This is a genomic window from Streptomyces sp. NPDC026417 (genome assembly GCF_055567695.1).
On sequence record NZ_JBVHPY010000025.1, the window covers coordinates 57,876 to 78,385 of the forward strand.

General features: G+C 69.3%; 21 protein-coding genes. 15 read left to right on the forward strand and 6 right to left on the reverse strand.

Translation table 11 applies throughout. The features are described 5' to 3' along the window. Positions 1 to 127: 127 nt before the first annotated feature. Positions 128 to 1,813: a ribonuclease J gene (locus ACZ4NT_RS31750; RefSeq protein WP_467728542.1), complete on the reverse strand. Its 1,686-nt coding sequence runs from the start codon at positions 1,811 to 1,813 to the stop codon at positions 128 to 130. 371 nt (positions 1,814 to 2,184) lie between these two features. Between ACZ4NT_RS31750 and ACZ4NT_RS31755 the strand changes: the two genes are divergently transcribed. Then, a complete protein-coding gene (locus ACZ4NT_RS31755; RefSeq protein WP_467728543.1) occupies positions 2,185 to 2,397 on the forward strand; it encodes a hypothetical protein in 213 nt (70 codons plus the stop codon). Between the two features lie 152 nt (positions 2,398 to 2,549). Here the strand turns inward: ACZ4NT_RS31755 and ACZ4NT_RS31760 are convergent, their stop codons facing one another. Further along, complete coding sequence (locus ACZ4NT_RS31760; RefSeq protein WP_121408316.1) at positions 2,550 to 3,317, reverse strand: alpha/beta fold hydrolase; 768 nt, start codon at positions 3,315 to 3,317, stop codon at positions 2,550 to 2,552. A 209-nt stretch (positions 3,318 to 3,526) separates the two neighbouring features. Here ACZ4NT_RS31760 and ACZ4NT_RS31765 point away from each other — a divergent pair, with 209 nt between their 5' ends. Continuing rightward, on the forward strand, positions 3,527 to 4,720 hold the full coding sequence (locus tag ACZ4NT_RS31765; RefSeq protein ID WP_121408315.1) for an acyl-CoA dehydrogenase family protein: 1,194 nt from the start codon (positions 3,527 to 3,529) through the stop codon (positions 4,718 to 4,720). A gap of 50 nt (positions 4,721 to 4,770) precedes the next feature. Here the strand turns inward: ACZ4NT_RS31765 and ACZ4NT_RS31770 are convergent, their stop codons facing one another. The 3 genes from ACZ4NT_RS31770 to ACZ4NT_RS31780 all read right to left on the reverse strand — a co-directional run bounded on the left by ACZ4NT_RS31770 (position 4,771) and on the right by ACZ4NT_RS31780 (position 8,793). Beyond that, positions 4,771 to 5,565: a VOC family protein gene (locus ACZ4NT_RS31770; protein WP_467728544.1), complete on the reverse strand. Its 795-nt coding sequence runs from the start codon at positions 5,563 to 5,565 to the stop codon at positions 4,771 to 4,773. 43 nt (positions 5,566 to 5,608) lie between these two features. Further along, complete coding sequence (locus ACZ4NT_RS31775; protein ID WP_467728545.1) at positions 5,609 to 7,879, reverse strand: catalase; 2,271 nt, start codon at positions 7,877 to 7,879, stop codon at positions 5,609 to 5,611. Positions 7,880 to 8,622: 743 nt separating this feature from the next. After that, positions 8,623 to 8,793 carry a DUF5670 family protein gene (locus tag ACZ4NT_RS31780; RefSeq protein ID WP_467728546.1) on the reverse strand — a complete coding sequence of 57 codons (171 nt, stop codon included), beginning with the start codon at positions 8,791 to 8,793 and terminating at the stop codon, positions 8,623 to 8,625. Between the two features lie 482 nt (positions 8,794 to 9,275). Here ACZ4NT_RS31780 and ACZ4NT_RS31785 point away from each other — a divergent pair, with 482 nt between their 5' ends. From ACZ4NT_RS31785 to ACZ4NT_RS31845, 13 genes are all read left to right on the forward strand, one after another. Beyond that, positions 9,276 to 9,548, forward strand: a complete 273-nt coding sequence (locus ACZ4NT_RS31785; protein WP_467728547.1) for a polyprenyl synthetase — start codon at positions 9,276 to 9,278, stop codon at positions 9,546 to 9,548. Then, on the forward strand, positions 9,541 to 10,593 hold the full coding sequence (locus ACZ4NT_RS31790; RefSeq protein ID WP_467728548.1) for a polyprenyl synthetase family protein: 1,053 nt from the start codon (positions 9,541 to 9,543) through the stop codon (positions 10,591 to 10,593). The genes ACZ4NT_RS31785 and ACZ4NT_RS31790 overlap by 8 nt, the downstream gene beginning before the upstream one ends. A 109-nt stretch (positions 10,594 to 10,702) precedes the next feature. Beyond that, on the forward strand, positions 10,703 to 11,866 hold the full coding sequence (locus ACZ4NT_RS31795; protein ID WP_467728549.1) for an oxygenase MpaB family protein: 1,164 nt from the start codon (positions 10,703 to 10,705) through the stop codon (positions 11,864 to 11,866). Positions 11,867 to 12,186: 320 nt separating this feature from the next. After that, positions 12,187 to 15,564, forward strand: a complete 3,378-nt coding sequence (locus ACZ4NT_RS31800; RefSeq protein WP_467728550.1) for an RHS repeat-associated core domain-containing protein — start codon at positions 12,187 to 12,189, stop codon at positions 15,562 to 15,564. A gap of 15 nt (positions 15,565 to 15,579) precedes the next feature. Further along, complete coding sequence (locus ACZ4NT_RS31805) at positions 15,580 to 15,795, forward strand: hypothetical protein (protein WP_121409847.1); 216 nt, start codon at positions 15,580 to 15,582, stop codon at positions 15,793 to 15,795. Positions 15,796 to 15,991: 196 nt separating this feature from the next. Beyond that, positions 15,992 to 16,207 (forward strand): hypothetical protein, encoded by a 216-nt coding sequence (locus ACZ4NT_RS31810; protein WP_467728551.1) that lies wholly within the window; start codon positions 15,992 to 15,994, stop codon positions 16,205 to 16,207. A 209-nt stretch (positions 16,208 to 16,416) separates the two neighbouring features. Continuing rightward, positions 16,417 to 16,548 (forward strand): hypothetical protein, encoded by a 132-nt coding sequence (locus tag ACZ4NT_RS31815; RefSeq protein WP_467728552.1) that lies wholly within the window; start codon positions 16,417 to 16,419, stop codon positions 16,546 to 16,548. A 571-nt stretch (positions 16,549 to 17,119) separates the two neighbouring features. Next, entirely contained in the window at positions 17,120 to 17,251 is a 132-nt protein-coding gene (locus tag ACZ4NT_RS31820; protein WP_467728553.1) for a hypothetical protein, read from the forward strand. A gap of 182 nt (positions 17,252 to 17,433) precedes the next feature. Then, the gene (locus ACZ4NT_RS31825; RefSeq protein WP_467728554.1) at positions 17,434 to 17,625 is read left to right on the forward strand and encodes a hypothetical protein; all 192 of its coding nucleotides are present in this window, start codon (positions 17,434 to 17,436) and stop codon (positions 17,623 to 17,625) included. A gap of 195 nt (positions 17,626 to 17,820) precedes the next feature. After that, positions 17,821 to 18,009 (forward strand): hypothetical protein, encoded by a 189-nt coding sequence (locus ACZ4NT_RS31830; protein WP_467728555.1) that lies wholly within the window; start codon positions 17,821 to 17,823, stop codon positions 18,007 to 18,009. Between the two features lie 633 nt (positions 18,010 to 18,642). After that, entirely contained in the window at positions 18,643 to 18,768 is a 126-nt protein-coding gene (locus ACZ4NT_RS31835) for a hypothetical protein (protein ID WP_467728556.1), read from the forward strand. Between the two features lie 300 nt (positions 18,769 to 19,068). Then, positions 19,069 to 19,287: a hypothetical protein gene (locus ACZ4NT_RS31840; protein WP_147464509.1), complete on the forward strand. Its 219-nt coding sequence runs from the start codon at positions 19,069 to 19,071 to the stop codon at positions 19,285 to 19,287. 83 nt (positions 19,288 to 19,370) lie between these two features. After that, on the forward strand, positions 19,371 to 19,550 hold the full coding sequence (locus tag ACZ4NT_RS31845; RefSeq protein ID WP_467728557.1) for a hypothetical protein: 180 nt from the start codon (positions 19,371 to 19,373) through the stop codon (positions 19,548 to 19,550). A gap of 181 nt (positions 19,551 to 19,731) precedes the next feature. On the opposite strand, the gene ACZ4NT_RS31850 is transcribed toward ACZ4NT_RS31845, so the two are convergent. Beyond that, the gene (locus ACZ4NT_RS31850; protein ID WP_121409852.1) at positions 19,732 to 20,334 is read right to left on the reverse strand and encodes a cupin domain-containing protein; all 603 of its coding nucleotides are present in this window, start codon (positions 20,332 to 20,334) and stop codon (positions 19,732 to 19,734) included. Positions 20,335 to 20,510 lie beyond the last annotated feature (176 nt).

Sequence of the window (20,510 nt, forward strand, 5' to 3'; positions counted from 1 at the left end):
GAGGTGAACGCTCCCGCTGGGATGCGGGCCGTACGGCCCGCATCCCCACGAGAACGCCGGGCTCCCCCGCCACGACGGGTGCGCACCGGCCTGACCGGTGCCCCGCGCGGGAGCGGGGAGGGCCCGGTCAGGCGTCGATGATGACGGGGATGATCAGCGGCCTGCGGCGGTGTGTGCGGAAGGCCCAGTTCGCCACGGCACGGGCGATGAGCTGTTCGAGCTGATGGGCGTCGCCGACGCCTTCCTCCGCGGCGGCGGCCAGCGTCTTCTCGATGACGGGGACGACGGGCTCGAAGGTGGTGTCGTCGTGGACGAAGCCGCGGGCCAGGAAGTCGGGGGCTTCGGCGAGGGCGCCGGTGTCGGCGTCGACGATGGCCACGACGGTGATGACACCCTCCTGGGCGAGGGTGACCCGGTCCTTGAGGGAGGCTTCGGTCGCGCCGCCGACCTCCATGCCGTCCACGTAGACGTTCCCGGCGGGCACCTTGCCGGTGATGGAGGCGCGGCCGTCGACGAGGTCGACCACGACACCGTCCTCCGCGATGACGACACGGTCGGGGTCGACGCCGGTGCGGATGGCGAGGTCGGCGTTGGCCCGCAGGTGGCGGAACTCGCCGTGGACGGGCATGACGTTGCGGGGGCGGACGATGTTGTAGCAGTAGACGAGTTCGCCGGCGCTGGCGTGGCCGGAGACGTGCACCTTGGCGTTGCCCTTGTGGACGACGTTGGCACCCCACCGCGTCAGGCCGTTGATCACCCGGTAGATGGCGTTCTCGTTGCCGGGGATGAGGGAGCTGGCGAGCAGGACGGTGTCGCCCTTGCCGATGCGGATCGCGTGGTCGCGGTTGGCCATCCGCGACAGGGCCGCCATCGGCTCGCCCTGGGAGCCGGTGCACACCAGGGTGATCTTGTGGTCGGGGAGCTTCTCCAGCTCCTTGGCGTTCACGACCAGGCCCGACGGGACCTTGAGGTAGCCGAGGTCGCGGGCGATGCCCATGTTGCGGACCATGGAGCGGCCCACGAAGGCCACCTTGCGGCCGTGCTGGTGGGCGGCGTCCAGAACCTGCTGGATGCGGTGCACGTGGCTGGCGAAGCTGGAGACGATCACGCGGCGAGGCGCGGTGCGGATGACCTGTTCGATCGCGGGGTTCAGCTCGCGTTCGGAGGTGGTGAAGCCGGGGACCTCGGCGTTGGTGGAGTCGGTGAGGAACAGGTCCACACCCTCCTCACCGAGGCGGGCGAAGGCGCGCAGGTCGGTGATCCGGTCGTCCAGGGGGAACTGGTCCATCTTGAAGTCGCCGGTGTGCAGCACCATGCCGGCGCCGGTCCGCAGGGCCACCGCGAGCCCGTCCGGGATCGAGTGGTTGACGGCGACGAACTCGCAGTCGAACGGGCCGAAGCCGCGCCGGTCGCCCTCCCGCACCCGCACCGTGCGGGGCCTGATCCCGTGCTCCTTGAGCTTGGCCTCCAGGAACGCGAGGGTGAGCTTCGAGCCGACGACGGGAATGTCCGCCCGTTCCCGCAGCAGATAGGGCACGCCCCCGATGTGGTCCTCGTGGCCGTGGGTGAGGACGACGGCGACGATGTCGTCCAGGCGATCCCGGATCGAGGTGAAGTCGGGCAGGATGACGTCGACCCCGGGCTGGTTCTCCTCGGGGAACAGCACACCGCAGTCCACGATCAACAACTTGCCGGCGTGCTCGAAAACGGTCATGTTGCGACCGATTTCGCCGAGGCCGCCCAGGGCGGTGACCCTCAGCCCGCCTTTGGGCAGGGGCGGGGCGGCTTTGAGTTCTGGATGCGGGTGGCTCATAACCTCACGTTACCGAAGAGTCCGCCGGGATGATCCACCGCCTGCACCGTCGACGCGAGACGCGGCGCGATGTCCGGGCGAAACGGTCGCCGCGGGGGGCTGAGCAGGGCGTGCCCGCGGCGGTGCACCGCGCGGGCGGCGCCGGTCGGATCACCGGAGGCCGCGGCGACCCGCGCCGCCGCGAAGGCCCGATCGGGGGCGGGGTGACCGGAGGTGCGGACGTGGCGGCGCCTGGCCGTGAACCCTGGCGCGCGGAAGCGGCGGGGTCCGCTGCGTCCGCGCCCGCCGGTGGACCCCTGTGCCACCTGGGGCCCGCGGGCAAGCGGGTGAGGGGTGCGTTGCCCGGGGGAGGGGGTCTCGTTAGGACGGGCATGATCAAGAAGCTCGCCTGTGTCTCTGTCATCGCCGCGGCCCTGCTGGTGTCCGCCCCGGCCGCCCAGGCCGCCCAGGCGGCCGCTCCCGGCCCCGGCCGGTCCGCCGCCCCTCTGGCGCCCTTCCTGAACGGTGTCCTCGGCTCGCTGGAAGTGGGGCACCCGGCCACCTCCCTGCAGTCGATCCTCCCCGCGGGCACCCTGGGCGGCTGACGGGCGGGAGTCCATACGACGGACCGGGAGGTCGTGCCCCCGATCCGCTCCCCGCGGTCCGGGCAGAGGGCGGGGGCACACCGTTCCGGGCCGTCCTCGTCCGGGGCGGCCCGGCGAGGTCGCGCGACCGCCGGCCCCGCGGGCGGCGGAGGTCAGCCGTCGCCGAGGAAGGCGACCAGCTCGGCGCGGAAGGCGGGATCGAGCACCGCCTGCATGTGGTCGCCGGGCACCACGCGCAGCGTCGCGTCGGGAATCGCGTCCGCGAGGGTTTCCGGGCGGACGGCGAGCACGTCGTCCCGGCCGGCGACGACCAGGGTGGGAGCCTTGATCGAGTCGAGCGGTATCGGCCGGGCGTGGGCGGCGGAGGCCTGCGCCGCCAGGGCGATGCGGTCGCCGCCGACGGCGTCGACGAACGCCCGGAAGCCCGCGGCGGCCGGATCGGCGATCGTGGCGGGGTCGTCGGCGCGCAGGGCCTGCTGCAGGGCCGGGCCCCCGATCACCCTGGTGTCCACGCCGCCGAGTTCGACCACCGCCGCGCCCACACCCCCGACCACCAGTCGCCGTATCCGCGCGTCGCGGACGGCGGTGAGCAGGGCGACGATCGCTCCCATCGAGTAGCCCACCAGGTCGTAGGACGGCGCCCCGAGCAGATCGGCCAGCGTGCGGACGTCCTCGGCCATGCGGGCCTCGCCGTACCGCTCCGGGTCGTGGGGCTTGTCCGACCGGCCGTGCCCCCGTGCGTCGACGGCGACGACCCGGCGTCCGCCGGCCGTGAGCGCCGCGACGATGCCGGTGGAGACCCAGTTGGACTCCCCGTCCGCGATGAAGCCGTGGTGCAGCAGCACCGGGGGCAGGCCGGAATCCCCCGGCCACTCCCGATACGAGAGGCGGACACCGTCGGTGGCGGTGAAGACCGGCATGTGCGGTCCTTTCTCGAAAGGCGAGGGCGTGAGGCGGCGCTCCGTGAGCGTACCCACCGTCCCGCCGCCTTCGAAGGGCCGAGTTCCGCGAGCACTGGTCGAGTTGGCCGGTACCGGACGCGACGTGCGCGTCCGGGGAGTCCCGTGGGGCCGCCGAGCGGCGAGCGGCTCCTGTGCATCGTGCAACGAAAGCGTGGAAGAAGGCTGGCATGCCTACCAACCTGGAAGACCAGCTGGTCGCCGACTTCTACGACTTCGAGGCCGCGCTCTCGGACGAAGAGCGCAAGACGCTGCTGAAGACGCGGACCTTCATGCGCGACGAGATCAAGCCGCTGGTGAACGAGAACTGGGCCGCGGGCACCTTCCCGCCCGAACTGGTCCGCAAGTTCCGTGAGAGCGGCCTCGTCGGCCTGCCCTACGAGGACTACGGCGAGCACCACACGGCGGCCGGCCATCTGCTGACGGGGATGATGGCGATGGAGATGGCCCGCGTCGACGCCTCGGTCGCCACCTTCTTCGGTGTCCACAACGGACTGGCGATGTACTCGATCGTCGCGGGCGGCAGCCAGGAGCAGCGGGACCGCTGGCTGCCCGGCATGGCCAGGATGGACACGATCGGGGCGTTCGCCCTGACCGAGGCCCTCGGCGGATCCGACGTGGCCGTCGGGATGCGCACCACCGCGAGGCGCGAGGGCGACGACTGGGTGCTGAACGGGTCCAAGCGCTGGATCGGCAACGCCACGTTCGCCGACCACGTGGTGGTGTGGGCGCGGGACGTCGACGACGACCAGGTCAAGGGCTTCGTCGTGACCAAGGGGACCAAGGGCTTCACCACCGAGAAGATCGCGAACAAGACGTCTCTGCGGATCGTGGAGAACGCCGATGTCACGCTGACCGACGTGCGGGTGCCGGAGACCGACCGCCTGCAGAACATCGAGTCCTTCCGCGACGTCGCGGAGATCCTGCGCGCCACCCGCAGCGGTGTGGCCTGGCAGGCGCTCGGCGTGATGATCGGCGCCTACGAACTGGCCTTGAAGTACGCCACGGAGCGGGAGCAGTTCGGCCGGCCGATCGCCGGCTTCCAGCTGGTGCAGGACCTGCTCGTGAAGAGCCTGGGCAACATCACCGCCTCCTGGGGCATGCTGGCGCAGCTGGCCCGGCTGCAGGACGACGGGGTGTTCAAGGACGAGCAGTCGTCGCTGGCGAAGGCGTTCGTCACCGCGCGGATGCGGGAGGTCGTCGCCTGGGCGCGGGAGATTCTCGGCGGCAACGGCATCGTCCTGGACTACGACGTCGCCCGGTTCTTCGCGGACGCCGAGGCCATCTACTCCTTCGAGGGCACCCGCGAGATGAACACGCTCATCGTCGGGAAGGCGATCACCGGACAGAGCGCCTTCGTCTGAGGGCTTGCGGTCGGACGAGGGCGCGCCGCCACCGGCGGCGCGCCCTCGCCTCAGCCGGAGCGCGTCACGGTGAAGTGCGCCCCGTCGGGGTCGGAGAGGACGGCCTCGGTGGACCCCATGCCGCCCTGGAGTGCGGTGCCGCCGTGGGCGCGGGCGGCGCGGGCGCACTCCTCCACGTCCTCGACCGCGAAGTGGATCTGCCAGTGCGGCCGCAGCGTCGGATCGGGCGCGGCGCCCAGGGCACCGGAATGGATCCGGGCCACCACGTCGCCCCGGCTGCGCAGCACGACCTCGTTCTCCTCGTAGTCGACGTCGCAGCAGCCGGCCTTGTCGGATGCCCAGTCCAGGACCTCGCCGTAGAAGATCGCTGCGTCGAAGGCGTCCCGGGTGTGCAGCCGTACGAACGCCGGAGCCACCCGGCGCCACTCCTCCCAGCCGGTGACGAGCTTGCCCTCCCAGATGCCGAAGACCGCCCCGTCACGGTCGGCCAGCAGGGCCGCCCGTCCCGGGTGGAAGGCGATCGGCCCCACCGCCGTCGTGCCGCCGCGCTCCTGGCTGCGCGCCACGGCCTCGTCGGCGCTCGGGACGGCGAAGTACGGAGTCCAGGCCGCCGCGATCTGCCACATGGTCGCCACCGCGGCCACTCCGGCGACCGGGACTCCGTTCACATGGGCGACCTTGAACTGTTCGCCCAGCTTGACCGAACGCCACTCCCAGCCCAGCACGGCCGCGTAGAAGTCCTGGGTGGCCCGCAGGTCGCGCGCGGTCAGGCTGACCCAGCACGGGGCACCGAAGACCGACTGGCTGGAGTAGACCCTGCCGGGAAGCGTTCTGTTGCTGTTCATGGTTCGTCGCACTGCCGTTCTGGTCCTGTGGCCGGCCCTGCGCTCAGAGCCGGGTTCCGAAGCGCTCCCACACACGATGCTTGCCGAGCAGCCCGGTGATCTGTTCCAACACGCCCGTGCCGCTGTCCGCGGTCACCACGCCCGGTGCGTCCGCCGGAATGCCCGCGGCCGCCAGCACCGCGTCCGCGCCCGCCCAGCCGCCGATGGCCTTGCCGTGCCGGAAGGCCTCCGCCAGCATCAGCGTGACCCGCGGGTCGGCGGTGGCGCCGACGGCTCCGTCGCCCGCCTTGGCGTCGCGGGCCCCGAAGGCGTCCTTGGCGGGACCGGGGACGCCCGCCAGCAGGAGCGCGTCGCACTCCACGGACCGGGCGGTGGCGAAGGTGCGCTGCACCGTGAGCGGTTCGCCGTCCGGGTCGAGCTTCCCGCCCCTCGGGGCGATGACCAGCGGGACCATGCCCGCGCTCAGGACGGCCTCCTGCACGGCGCGCACGCCGTCCAGGTCACCCTGCTCGTCGGTCACGATGCCGATGATGCGCCCCTCCAGCGGCCAGACCTTGCCCAGCTGCGAGAGGGCCGGGCTCGGTTCGGGCGTCACCAGCGGCTCCGTGGCCTCCGGGGCCGGCAGCCCGAGCCCGGTGGCGACCTGCTCGCAGAGCTCGGGGTCGATGTTGGCGAGCACCTGCAGCGCCCGCTCCTTGATCGCCTGCTCGTAGCACTTGCTCAGCTCGAACGTGTACGCGCCGACGATGTGCTCGCGCTCCGTCGGAGTCATGCTGAGCCAGAACAGCCGGGCCTGGCTGAAGTGGTCCGAGAAGGACGCCGGGGCCTCCCGGACCTTCCGGGCCGCGGGCACCTCGACCGGGGTCTCGACGAACGCACCGGTGTCCGCGCCCGCGAGGAACGGGCAGCCCCCGTCGAGGGAGTTGGGCCGGTAGGGCGCGACTCCGGTGTGGACCGCCGTCTGGTGCATGCCGTCGCGCAGCATGTCGTTGACCGGGGCGTGGGTGCGGTTGATCGGGAGCTGGCCGAAGTTCGGTCCGCCCAGCCGGCTGATCTGCGTGTCCAGGTAGGAGAAGAGCCGTCCGGCCAGCAGCGGGTCGTCGGTGACGTCGATGCCCGGGACGAGGTGGCCCGGGTGGAACGCGACCTGCTCGGTCTCCGCGAAGTAGTTGGACGGGTTGGCGTTGAGCGTGAGCATGCCGATCGGCTGCACCGGCGCCAGTTCCTCGGGGACGATGTTCGTCGGGTCCAGCAGGTCGATGCCCTCGAAGGTCTGGTCCGGGGTGTCCGGGAAGGCCTGGATGCCCAGCTCCCACTGCGGGTACGCGCCGGCCTCGATCGCGTCGGCCAGGTCCCGGCGGTGGAAGTCCGGGTCCATGCCGTTGATGAGCTGGGCCTCCTCCCAGACCAGCGAGTGGACGCCGAGCTTGGGCTTCCAGTGGAACTTCACCAGCGTGGTGGCGCCCTCGGCGTTGACCAGCCGGAAGGTGTGGACGCCGAAGCCCTCCATCATGCGGTACGAGCGCGGGATGCCGCGGTCGGACATGTTCCACAGAGTGTGATGGGTGGCCTCGGTGTGCAGGGTGACGAAGTCCCAGAAGGTGTCGTGCGCGCTCTGCGCCTGCGGGATCTCCCGGTCGGGATGCGGCTTGCCGGCGTGGATGACGTCCGGGAACTTCACCGCGTCCTGGATGAAGAAGACCGGGATGTTGTTGCCCACCAGGTCGAAGGTGCCCTCGCTGGTGTAGAACTTCGTCGCGAAACCCCGGGTGTCCCGGACGGTGTCGGACGAGCCGCGGGAGCCGAGCACCGTCGAGAACCGTACGAACACCGGCGTCTCGGCGTCCTTGGCGAGGAAGGCCGCCTTGGTGACGTTGGCGGCGGTGCCGTAGCCCTGGAAGATGCCGTGGGCGGCCGCGCCGCGGGCGTGCACCACACGCTCCGGGATGCGCTCGTGGTCGAAGTGGGTGATCTTCTCCCGCAGGTGGTGGTCCTGGAGGAGCACCGGTCCCCGGGCGCCGGCCTTCAGGGAGTGGTCGGTGTCGTGGAGGCGGGCCCCTTGAGCCGTGGTCAGGTAGGTGCTCCCCTGGGCCATGTCGCTCGGCGCGGCGCCGGTCGGCACACCGGTGGGGCCGACCGTCGCGGGGGAGCCCTGGTCGGCCTTGGGCGGAAGCGGCTCGCGCGGCTCGGTGGGCTCGGCGACGGTCGGCGGCTGCACGCCCGGCCTGCCCGGGACGGAGTCCGACGGGCCGGCCTCGCGGATCGCGTCGACGACCTGCTCGGCCTTGGCCTTCAGGGGGTTCTTCTCACTCATCACACATCCAAGGGGGTCGGGGGTTTGCCTGGGTACCCGGGACCCGCTCGTCGAATCGCCCGTCGTGCGGAGGTTTGCGGAGGTCGGCCTACCGTCGAGCGGCAGCCCGGCGGCTGTGTGGCGGGCGAACCGCACGGAGCAGGGCCGGTGCCCACGACCTCGCCGGGAGCCCGCACGGCGGTGCGGGGCGGCGCGGAGTGCGGTGCCGACCACCACGACTCTGCCGGTTCTGGCGGCCGAGTACCCGGTGGGCCCGGCCCAAACGGGTCACGGCGTCCGACTCGGCCCCGCCCGCGGCCGTCGTCCCGGGCGCGGGGCGGGGCCGGCGCAGGAGGCGGGTTTCCCGGCGGCGTCGTGGGGGACTCGGTCGGACGGACAGAAGCCACCTACGCGGAGCAGACCCGGTTCCGAGCGGGACCGGAGGCAGAAGGAAGTTGAAGTGCCGTGACCGCGGACGTCAGAAGAGACAGCATCATCCGCCGGCCCGAGACGGGCTGGGCGAAGGCACGTCGCCGACGCGCGTGCGCCATACGGACCTGCGTCCCCGCGAGAGCCGACAGAGACAACCGGCAGGCCCAGGCGGCCCCGGACTGGAACATCGTCAGAGGCGAGGACTGACCGGCCGCAGGCCGGCGGAGGGACCCGCGAGGGAAGCAGGGAAGGGCAGGGGGGGGGGGGGGGGGGGGGCGCCCCCCCCCCCCCCCCCCCCCCCCCCCACCCGGGTGCGTCAGTGCTGACGCCTGCTACCAGCGGTACCAGCGGCCTCGGTTGCCGCCTGCTCCGGTGGAGCGGGCGAAGAAGCCGACCAGCCAGATCACCAGGACGATCACGGCGATCCACCACAGTGCCTTGAGGGCGAACCCGGCACCGAAGAGGATCAGGGCGAGCAGAAGAACGAGAAGCAGGGGAACCATAGTTATCAACCTCCGTCCCGCCGTCTGCCCCGCCCCCACACCCGCACACCTGGAAGTTTTATGTGTTTCTTATCGGCCGGCCGGGGCATCCTGACCTGCCGCCTCCACACCCCCGCCGCCGGCCGGAGCCAGGCGCGTTCGATGCGCACCCGCGGGGGAAACCGGCAGGCATGTTCTTCTTCAGCAACCGCGTCGGCTGCCTCGGCTCCCTGCTGATCAGCGTCGCAGCCACCGCCGTCCTGTACCTGCTCCTCAGCCGCTGACACCCCCACCCGCTCCGCCCTCGCCCCTTCTCGGCTCTCGTACAGGCGTGGCCGGTACACCAGTCCGGCCCGTCACCCGATGGGTGATCTTGCCCGCGCCGTCCCGCCCGCCCGGTCACGCTCGATGCCAGACACACCACAGGGGGCGGGCCACCGGCCGAGCACAGCCTGGCCGGCGCGCTGCTCGCCCCCGGCGGCCACAGACACAAGGGGGCGGTCATGACCGAGGAGACAGCGAGCCGGCACAGCGACGTCGTGCTGCTGGGGGCGGGCCTGGCCGACCTGGCCGTCGGCGCACTGAGCTCCGCCGTGGGAGGCCTGCGCACCCTGCTGGGCCGCTCGGACGTGGCGGACCTGGCCGGTGAGAGCCGCCAGGAGCTCAAGGCCCGCGGCCAACTGGCCCTTGACCGCTGCACGGTGACGGCACCCGCCCACCTGGAGGTGCTGGCCCGCCGCGCGGTGGCCAGCCGCGGTGACGGCGCCGATGCCTGAGGGCGGCGAGCCGGCCGCTCTGACCGCCCGTATCGAGCGGGCCCTGGCCCACTTCGTCGAGCGGGAGATCGAATCGCTGCTGGACATCGACGCCCAGCTGGCTCCCATCGCCGAGCAGCTCCAGGCCGCCACCGGCCACGGCAAACGGCTGCGGGTGGCGTTCTGCTACTGGGGCTGGCGGGCGGCCGGACAACCCGACAGCGACGCCCTGGTGCGGGCGGCCGCCGCCATGGAACTCGTCCACGCCGCCGCCGTCGTCCACGACGACCTCATCGACGCCAGCACCCTGCGGCACGGCCTGCCCACCGCCCACCGGGCGCTGCGCACCGCCACCGCCGGCAGTCCCCGCCCCAAGGCCGCCGCCCGCTCCCTGGCCATGCTCGTGGGGGACCTGCTGATGTCCTGGGCCGGGCAGCTGTTCACCACCTGCGGCCTGCCCGGCGCCTACCTCTCCCGCGCCCGCCCCGCCTGGGCCGTCCTGGCCAGAGAGCTGGTGGCCGGTGAAGCCCTGGAGATCCTGCGCACCGGCGCACCCCCCGACACCGACGCCTCCCTGAAGGTCATCCGGTACAAAACCGCCAAGTACACCGTCGAGCACCCCCTGCACATCGGCGGCCTGCTGGCCGGCGCCCGCCCCGCACTGCTGGAGGCCTACTCCGGCTACGGACTGCCGCTGGGGGAGGCCTTCCAGCTCCGCGACGACCTGCTGGGCCTGTTCGGCGACCCCGCCCGCACCGGCAAGGCCGCCGCGGACGATCTCGGCGCCCACCGGCCCACCGCCCTGCTCGCGCAGACCTGGCAGCACGCCCCGGCCGCCGACCGGGCCGAACTCACCCGGCTGCTGGGCCGGCGCGACCTCGACCAGGACGGGGTGCGCCGGGTGCAGGAGATCATGCACGACGCCGGGGCACCCGCCCGCATCGAGGCGATGATCACCGAACGCGTCGCCGTCGCCGCCGCCGTCCTCCACGACACCGACCTGCCCCCCGACGCCGCCCGCGCCCTGACGGGCCTGGCCCGCACGGCCACCGCCCGCCGCCACTGACCCACCACCCCGCCCCACCCCCGGCGAGCCCGGTGCGCCCACCACCCGCACACCCGACGCCGCCCGCGCCCCGCACGCCGTACGTGCCCCCATCCGCGAGGAGCCCTCGATGACCTACACCGAGCAGTCCCTGCAAGCCCTGCGGCAGGCGGGCGACGAACTCGCCGACACCACCGTCGCGACCCTCTTCGAGCGCGGCGAGGTCGGCAAGTTCAACACCCTCATGCGGTACTTCTCCACCGCCGGCCAGCCCCTGCCCGACGGCCTTCCGGAGGTGGCCCGCGCCTACCTGCACGAAACCGCCGCCCCGCCCTCCTGGGTGGACTGGGGCGAGATGGAAAAGGCCCGGCTGTTCTTCATCGACAACCAGGTGCACATCTCCACCGCACTGTCCTTCGCCTCCATGCCCGCCTGCTACGTCGTCCCGCACGTGGCGAAACTGCTCTCCGCGACCCACGGCCTGAGCTATCCCTCCAAACGGATGGCGGAGACCGGGCAGTTCACCGTCCACCTCATGCAGCCCGACGCCTTCGAGGCCGGCGGCCGTTTCGTCCCCGCCGCGCAGAAGGTCCGCCTCCTGCACGCCGCCATCCGCCACCACCTGCGTCGCGAGGACCGGTGGGACACCGCGGGCCTGGGCACCCCGATCTGCCAGGAGGACATGATCGGAGGGCAGATGATGTTCTCCCTCCAGGCCCTGGACGCCCTGCACCGACTCGGCATCCACATGAGCACCGAGGGCGCCGAGTCCTACTACTACGCCTGGCGCGTGGTGGGCGCCATGCTCGGCGTCGACCAGGACCACGCCCCGCGAGACCTCCAACAGGCCCGCGTCTTCTCCGACCTGTACATGACCCGGCACATGGGCCCCTCACCCGAGGGCGCCCACCTCACCCGCCAACTCCTGGACCTGTACGAGGAAGTCGTCCCCGGCACCCTCTTCGACCCCGTCGTCGGCGCCCTCATCCGCCACCTCATCGGCGACACCTGCGCCGACTGGCTCCAGGTGCCCCGCACCCCCTGGGACACCGCCGTCAAAGCCGCCCCCGCCCTGCTGGGCGTCATGGAGTCCCTCGAGGACAGCTCACCCCTGGCCGCCTGGGCCCTGGACCGGCTCGGCCACCTGACCACCCGCTTCGAACTCAGCTCCCTCACCCGCGGCCGCGTCATGCACTACGCCATCCCCGAACACCTCAAGAAGGACTACAACCTTCCCGGCGCCGTACCTCCCACCCGCCGCTGGACACCCCCCGCACCCACCCCCGCCCCCTGACATCCAGCCGCCCAACAGGGGCCACAATCCGGCCAGTTCACCTCCCCACCAGGGCACCCGACCAGCCGCCGCACCGCGCAGCGGTGAAGCGTATTCCGCCTCATTTACTCCGCTTGATCCCCCGAAGAGGCCGGACCGATTCCGCCCTGCATGGAAACCGTTTTCGGGGGCACGGCTCGAACCCCCGTACGTTTCCTGTGACAGGTTGTGGGTCCCTGGTGACCACAGGGGTTGCCGGGCTCATCTTCCTGTGGGGGGAAGTCGTGCACCTACGTGCCTTCGGCGCGCCCGTCCGGCGTGCCCGCAAGAGAACAACACGCATGGCCATCACGGCAGTTGCCGCATCCGGCGCACTCGCGCTGTCGATGCTCCCGGCCGCCACCGCCACCGCGGACGACACCAAGCCGGTCTCCGCCTGGGGCAAGGACGCGCCCCGCTTCACCATGCCGGAGGTGAAGGTCGGCTCCAACAAGCCCGTCGCCTCCCAGGCGGAGAAGACACCCTCCGACGACCTCAAGGCCTGGCGCGCGGAGCAGAAGGAACACGCCACCAAGCCCTCCGCCGGGGCCGGCAAGGCTGCCCGGAGCGCCGCCCAGGACGCGAGCGTCCTCAGCATCGTGCCCGAGGGCCAGGGTGACGTGCCCTGGCACCGCATCACCGACTTCGCGATCACCGACGCACTCACCGCCCGGATCGACTACTCCACCGGCAACCTCATGCTCACCGCCACCGACTTCGACATCGCCGGCGTCGGCAAGAAACTCACCCTGGCCCGCACCTACAACTCCTTCGACGCCCCCTGGGGCAAGGTCTCCCAGCGCTGGTGGCAGCAGTACGAGCGCTACCTCTCCCTGGGCAGCAGCGAAGCCGTCCTCTACGACGCCAGCGGCGCCACCGTCCGCTTCACCAAGAACAGCGACGGCACCTACACCACCCCCAAGGGCTACTCGCAGGAACTGAAGAAGAACAGCGACGGCACCTACACCCTCAACAACTGGAAGTCCCACACCAAGGACACCTACGACGCGAACGGAACCCTGACCAAGGTCACCGACCGTAACAAGGGCACCATCACCGTCACCCAGCACGACGAGGGCAGCGAGCACAAGGGCTTCAAACTCACCGAGACCCGCTCCGGGCGCTGGGTCGACCTCCTCAAGACCGACGCCTCGCAGTGGCAGGCCAAGGACCACACCGGCCGCACCGCCGTCTTCGACCTCGACCCGGCCGGCAACCTCGCCAAGACCACCGACACCGAAGGCAAGTCCACCGTCTTCGGCTACGACTCCTCACGCCGCATCAACAAGATCACCACCGCCGAGGGCCGCGTCACCGTCTTCACCTACGACGACGCCAACCGCGTCACCTCCATGCTGCGCGCCACCGAGCTGGGCGGCTCCGGCCACACCGGCCCGACCTGGACCTACAGCTACGACACCACCTCGCCGACGGCCGCCGGCACCACCACGGTGACCGACCCCGAGTCGCACGCGACGAAGTACAAGCACGACGGGGACGGACAGGTCACCGAGGTGACCGACGCGCTCACCCACAAGCGGTCCACGAAGTTCGACGCGAACCACAACATCGACTCCGCGACGGATGCGATGGGTTCGGGCACCACCCCGGGCAACGCCACCGACTACGGCTTCGACGACCGCAACAACCTCAAGACGGTGAACCTGCCCACCGGCGGCGCCACGGTCAACCACTGGCAGACCATCGCCGGCGGCGGCGACGTCCCCTCCGACTCCACCAACCCCGACGGTGAGAAGACGGAGTTCAAGTACGACACGGCCGGCAACACGATGTCGGTGGCGCAGACCGGCACCGGCGGCGGCAACGTCTCCTACACCTACAACTCTTCCTCTCCGACGTGCGGCGGCTTCGAGGGCCAGCGCTGCACCGCCAAGACGAAGATGACCTCGACGAAGACGGTCACCACGGACTTCCACTACGACGCCAAGGGCAACCTGGACACCGTCACCCCGCCCGCCCCGCTGGCCAAGACGACCTTCACCTACGACGCGCTGGGCCGCACCGAGACGGCCGTGGACGCCCGCGGCATCAAGACGGTCTACGTCTACGACAACCGCGACCGGATCAAGACGGTGTCCTCCACCAACGACACCGTCCGCTACTGGTACGACGGCGACGGCAACCTCAGCCAGCGCACCGACGGCACCGGCACCATCACCTACAAGTTCGACCCGCTGCAGCGCGAGACCGTGCGCACCCTGCAGGACGGCTCGCAGACCCTGCTGGCCTACACCCCGGCCGGCAACGTCGACTACTACAAGGACCCCGCCGGCACGACCGACTACACCTGGAACGAGGTCAACAAGCTCAAGGAGTTCAAGGACCCCCAGGGCCGCATCACGACGTACAAGTACAACAACAACGACGTCCGCACCACGACCACCTACCCCGGCGGCACGGTGCAGGAGGTCAAGCCGGACAAGTCCGGCCGGCCCGAGTCCATCAAGGCCACCTCGCCGCAGGGCACGCTGGTCAACCTCGCCTACACCTACGGCTACGGCACGAACGCCGCCACCGACGGCAGCAAGATCCGCACCAGCACCGACAGCGTCTCGGGCCTGAAGCGGACCTACAGCTACGACGGGGCGGGCCGCTTCTCCTACGCCAAGGAGGAGAAGAACGGCACGATCGCCGACTCCTGGCAGTACTGCTACGACCTGGCCGGCAACCTCACCAGCCAGGGCACCGACCCCGGCTGCCCGCGCGGCACCACCTACACCTACAACGACGCCCAGCAGCTGACGAACAAGTCCTCCACGACCGGGACCTGGTCCTACGACGCCATCGGCAACGAGACCGCCGCCGCCTCCACCGACGACTACATCCGCACCGGTGAGAAGTGGTCGGACTACTCGCAGATGACGTCGATCACCGTCAACGGCAAGACGTACGCGGGCCAGTACGGCTCCACCGACCAGAGCGAGCGGATCAAGCTCGGCGACACGCTCTTCCACAACGGCCCGCTCGGCCTGTCCGCGAAGACCACGGCCGGCGCGGACATGGGATTCAACCGGGAACCCGGGGGCACCTTGAATTCCATGACGACCGGGGGCAAGGCGTACTACTACCTCACCGACGCGATCGGCAGCGTCATCGCCCTCACCGACGAGGACGGCAACAAGGTCGACTCCTACGCCTACAGCCCCCGCGGCGTACGCATCCTGGCCCAGTCCACCGAACCGGTCGCCCAGCCCTACCGCTTCGCCGGCAACTACCAGGACCCCACCGGCCTGTACCACCTCAAGGCCCGCTACTACGACGCCAACATCGGCCGCTTCACCCAGTCAGACCCCTCCGGCCAGGAACAGAACCCCTACCTGTATGCGGAAGGCGATCCCGTCAACCGCATCGATCCGACGGGTCTCATCACCGGGTCCCTGAGTGGAGAGGTCTGCTTCGGTATCTGCGTCGGCATCGGCGGTAAAACCGACGGTGAGAGTGCCAAGCCGACCGTCTCCTTCGGCTTCGGGACACCGGGCGCGAGCGCTGAACTCTCCGCAGATACCGGTGACATGAGCAGCGGCTGGTCAGGTGAGGCTGGCTGTGGCCTGGGAGCTGGAAACTTCAAATTCGCCGGCGATGAGAGCGGCGCGGACATCGGTTACGGAACTGGCGCAAGCACCGGCAAGTGCTCGATTCGCGGACAATACACCTACTAGGCACGAGGAGCATGAGTGAACGTTGCCGTCGGAATCTTCATCGCTGCCTTCGGTTTGGCTTTAGCGATCTTTGCGCCTCGCTTCTCGAGGGCCAGTGCCGCCAGCTCCAAAGAGATATTTGGTACATCCGGCGGCAGGCCGATGCAGATCTGGAACCGTACGGTCTTCACAGTGATCGGACTCGTACTGGCGGCGTTCGGGGTCCTCTACGCCACTGGCGTCCTCGGCTGAGCGAAAAGCGATCTCTCCGAAAGGAATCGATGACGTGTTGACCAACGCGATGATCTTGGCCGAACGGTGGGAGGGCCCGCCCTGGTTCAAGTGGGCCTGGCTGGTCCTAGCCGCGGTCGGAGCTGTGTTCGTCTTCACGATGCTGGCACGCCGAAGCAAGCGCAAATAGCCAGTCGTCGGCACAGGAGGAACATTCATGTCTGACGACGGCAACATGATCGGCGAAGGAAACCCGATGGGCGAGGCCACCGCTGCCGTGGGGCTGTGGGTGGCTCTAGCGGGGGCGGTCTTCCTGGTCGTCATCGGTGTCGTCGCCTTGGTCGCGGGCATGTCGGCGGGACTCTGGATCAGCGTGGCGGGCCTGCTCTGCACCCTGGCTGTCGGAGCATCCCTCTATTTCCGCCGGCGCTGACGACCACGACTTCGGAGGACTGGGGACCCCACCGGGCCCCAGTCCTCCGAAGTCGAGGAAGAGGCCCCATCAGTGGCACTCGGGGGAGACTCAGGTCCCTCCCGACTCCGAAAGGAGAGGCATGGAGCAGGAACGCTTCACTGACGCCGGTAACACCCGCCGCAATCTGCGGTGGACGACTGTCGCCACCAAGCCATTGTGTCCTGATCTTGTTCTACCTGGTTGTGGTGCACGGCATCACCGCCGAGTGGATCGGGCTCGCCCTTGTCGCGACGATGTGGGCCCTCCTCGTGTGGCGCATCAGGGGGCGCAGCAGTGAAGGCCTCTCACCTCAGCGTTGACCCCCGCCGCGGGCGGGCCGGCCGGAGTGGGAATCGGGTGCTAGGCGGGATGCGAGGTAGCTGAGAGCCGACGGCAGCGTGGTCGGCGCCCGGCCTCTGCGCCGAGGGGTGACGCGTCAACCGCATCGACCCAAGTGCTTGAAGAGCTGCCTCAACCTCGACAGTGTGTGACGGAGCGAGATGACGTGATGGAAAATCTAGAAACAAGGGGCGCGGCCGCAAAAAGCGTACTGTGTTTCACATTTCTGCTTGCGGTGCTTCTCAACCTGGTGGACGCAATCTGGGGCCCTTCCGGTGGTGTCTGGAAAGTCGCTAGAATCGTCACCACTGTCCTTTTTACTGCATCATTGATTGCATTCGCGGTGACACAGGTCAATCTCCGCAAGAAGCGAAGCGGTTAAGCGTCTGATGTCTCGGCCCGAAAAACAGGATCAGGCCTGCATGATTGGCGGGGGAAAACCGATGGGGGGAGGCATCGCTGCTATGGGGCTGCGGATGGATCTTGCGGGGGCGATCTTTCTGTCGTCATCGGTGCCGTAGCCCTGGTTCTGCCTGCGACGAAGGAGACATCGTGCCATCAACTGCAGATTCGACTGTGCTGGCCTACAAGGGGCTTGACGGCGTCCCTCTCTGGCTGGTGTTCGGAGTCGCCATCCTCGCCTTCATCGTCTTCGCCGTCGTCCAGGCTCGCAAGAGGAAGTAGTACCTGAGATCCGATGGCTACTATGTGGTCCTTTTCTGCCCCGCCGTTGCTGCAAGATGGGCAATCGGCGCTTTTTTTCACCGTCGGGTTCATCGTGCTGGTTGGGGTCGCTCTATTCTTCCTCGGCAACAGGAACAGATGAGGTCCCTATGGCGCCGCTACTGGGCTCCGCGAGGAGTGAGATGACGCATGCAATGAACGATAAACTCAAACTGCAGGTATTCTCTGTCGTGTGCATCGTGATATCGATCGCGGCTTTGGTTGCCGGGGTGCAGACAGGTGACGGGATGTTCCTGTTCTTGGGGGCCATGGGACTGCTGGGAGTGGCTCTGCTTGCCTTCGCGGTGATGCGGAGGGGGAGACAGAGTTCTTGATTGGGGCCGCGTCGGCGCGGGCAGCGGGACCGCTCGGTGTAACAGAGGTGGAAAGTAGGAACAGGCTTCCAGTCTCGACATACTCCCTCGGTCGGCGCGCCGAACCCCATGGCGATCGACTTCCCCCGACGCTGACGCCGGCGTCGGGGAAGCCTGCGACCGGAAGAATGCACAGGGTGGGCGACGAGGAGACTCATGATGAAGGAAGCGATTCGGAAAGCGCTTATCTTCTCGGCTATTGCGATAGTAGCTGGCGTCAGCGGATGTATTGCTGGTGCTGCAACTGGCGACGGCCCGCCTATTGTCTTCGGAGCAGTGGCGATTGCGGGCGGATTGATTTTGGCCGCCATGGCCGCGCTGGCCAGACGCAAGGGCAACCGCTGAAAAAGGACGCAAGAGGCCTAATCAAGGACGGTTTGAAAGTAGGTCGAAACGGCAGTGCCTGGATGAGGTTTGCCCTCGGAAGGAAAGGGATAAAACGCAATGAATCTATTGGCTCAGGCATCTGGACGTTACGACTACCTGCCGACAGCGGGTTGGGTTATTGGCTTCATCGTCGTCTGCTTTGTCCTGGCCTTTCTCATCAAGATGAGAAAGGGTCGCTAGAAGACGGAGATGTCGTTCTCGCAAGAAGTTTCAAAAGGGTGTACTTCACGCGAGTGATCAGCTCTGGCACCACGCTTTTACGCGCCGACGTCCCGGCCAGGAACAAGGCCCCCTACCTCTACGCCGAAGAGGACTGCTTCGACCGCATCGACCGACCGGGCTCGCCTTCTTCGACGCCGTCGGCAAGGCCTTCGATGCGTACGACATCGGCAGCATCGCCAAGGACTTGGACGAGGGCGTGCGGCGCGGTCGCTGTCGCCGTAGCGGGCGCACTGCGGGCGGGGAGGGCTGGCTGGCGCCGCCACGTGCTTCGGCATCGGCGACGGCGCGGGCGAACGGGGGGAGAGAAGGCCGCAACGAGCGTCCTGAAGCAGACACCGCCAAGCAGCAACCGGCAGACAGGAGGAGCACATGGTGCACGGTCAGCTCCTGGCCAAGGGTGCCGGGGAGGGCGCTCCACCCTTCTGGATCGTCGCTGTCGCTCTGGTCGTCATCGTCGGAGTGGCCTTCTTGGTGAGCAAGGCCCGCAAGAGGTAGCGAGATCCACGGAACACGGGGAATGTGTGATGCTCCGCCCGTCTTGCCCGTGCCGGCCGAGTGAAGCACTGACCCGTAGCCATAGGGCCGAAGAAGGGGGAATGGCATGGACAGGTATGCATCTCGGCTCAGTACGTTCTTCGTTGGGCTTGCTGTTCTCGGGCTCATCGCGTTGTCGGTGATGCGGTCGCCGCATGACATGCCGTTCGCGACGAGACTGGCCGGCGGTGTAGTTCTCCTGGTGTGCCTGATGGCGTACATGTCCAGAGACGGCGTCTGGGCGAACAGGGGGGAACGAGGATGAGGGTGTTCCTGTCCGTCTTCGCCGTCCTCGCCGGCCTGGGCCTCATCCTGGGCCGCAAGAAGTTCGCGCGTGCGGCGGTGAGTCAGGACAATGTTTTCGGAAGGGCGAACGCGTCCGCGGGGAAGTCCACCGTGCGGATGGGCCCGGTGATCGTCGGAGTGTTCCTCCTCGTCATCGGGATCCTCGCAGCCACGGGGCTGGTGGCGGTCGAATAACAACCGGCCGGTATCTCGTCGGGAGTTGCCGGCGGGCCGGTCACCGAAGCGGTGTGCCGTCGTCGCGAAGGGGAGGGGGCAAGGTGCGACCTGAGAGCAAGCTGGCCGTGTTCGCGATACTGGGAACCCTGTTCGGAATGGTGTGCATCGCCGTGGGCGCCGGCCGGGGCGATCACTGGCTTCTCGGGGCGGGGGTGGCCGCGACCGGCTGCGGCCTGTGGCTCGCCGTCCTGATGCTGATGCGGCATCGGGCGGGGGCGTAGGGCCGCCGCGCCGAGGTCCGAGGCCTCGCGGGCGCGGCGCGGCGGTGCCCGGGGGTGTTTGCGGCGCCGGACGTCGCGGCCACGACGCGGCTACGTCGCGACGTGCCGGTGCCCGGGGGAGGAGCGGGCGGGGAAGGCGCGGTGGCGCACGCAGGGGCACCCCCCCACGTGCGCCGCGGGTTTACGCGTCCTGGCCGGTCTTGTCGTAGAAGCCGTCCTCGTGGATGGCGTCGAGTTCGACAGGCTCGCCGTTGGCCTTCAGCCACGCCTCACGCGCGGCTGCGGCCTCGTCGTCGGCCAGCGCCGCCGGGACGAGCTTGCCGCCCGGGGTCAGCCGCAGCGGCGCCTCTCCGGCCATCTTCCAGTCGAACTTCGCCGCCAGCTTGAACAGGTCTTCCTGCGTCAGCGGGCCGCCGTTGTCGGCCTCGGCCTGCAGCGCGGTGGGGTGGTAGTTCTCGTAGCCGCCCGGCAGGTGCAGGGTGAGGAAGTGCGCTCCGTGCGAGGCGGGGGTGGCCCAGGTGTGCCGGGTGCCGGGGGTGATGTGGGCCATGCTGCTGGGGCCCAGCTCCACGACCTCGTCGTCCACTTGCAGGATGAGCGAGCCGGAGACGACGAAGTACGTCTCGTCGGACTCGGAGTGGGTGTGCAGCGGCGGACCCGACCACGCCGGGCCCATACGGGTTTCCACCAGGGCCGCCGCCCCGTTGGTCATCGCGCTGGAGAGCACGATCTCGAATCCGCGCCGGCCCGCGGGCCGGTCCTCGGGATGAACGATGTTGGTCATGGAGTAGTCCTCATTCCGCGCGTGGATGTCTAGCCGCGCTTCGATCTAACTGAGCAAGCTGGCAGTTCAACTGTGTGGGTGGGGGCCGCAGTTGAACGGTGACTGACTGCCGCTACCGTCTCCCTCCTGATGCGGCCGCCGCCCTCGTCTGCTTCAGTGGCCAGGTGGCGGTACGT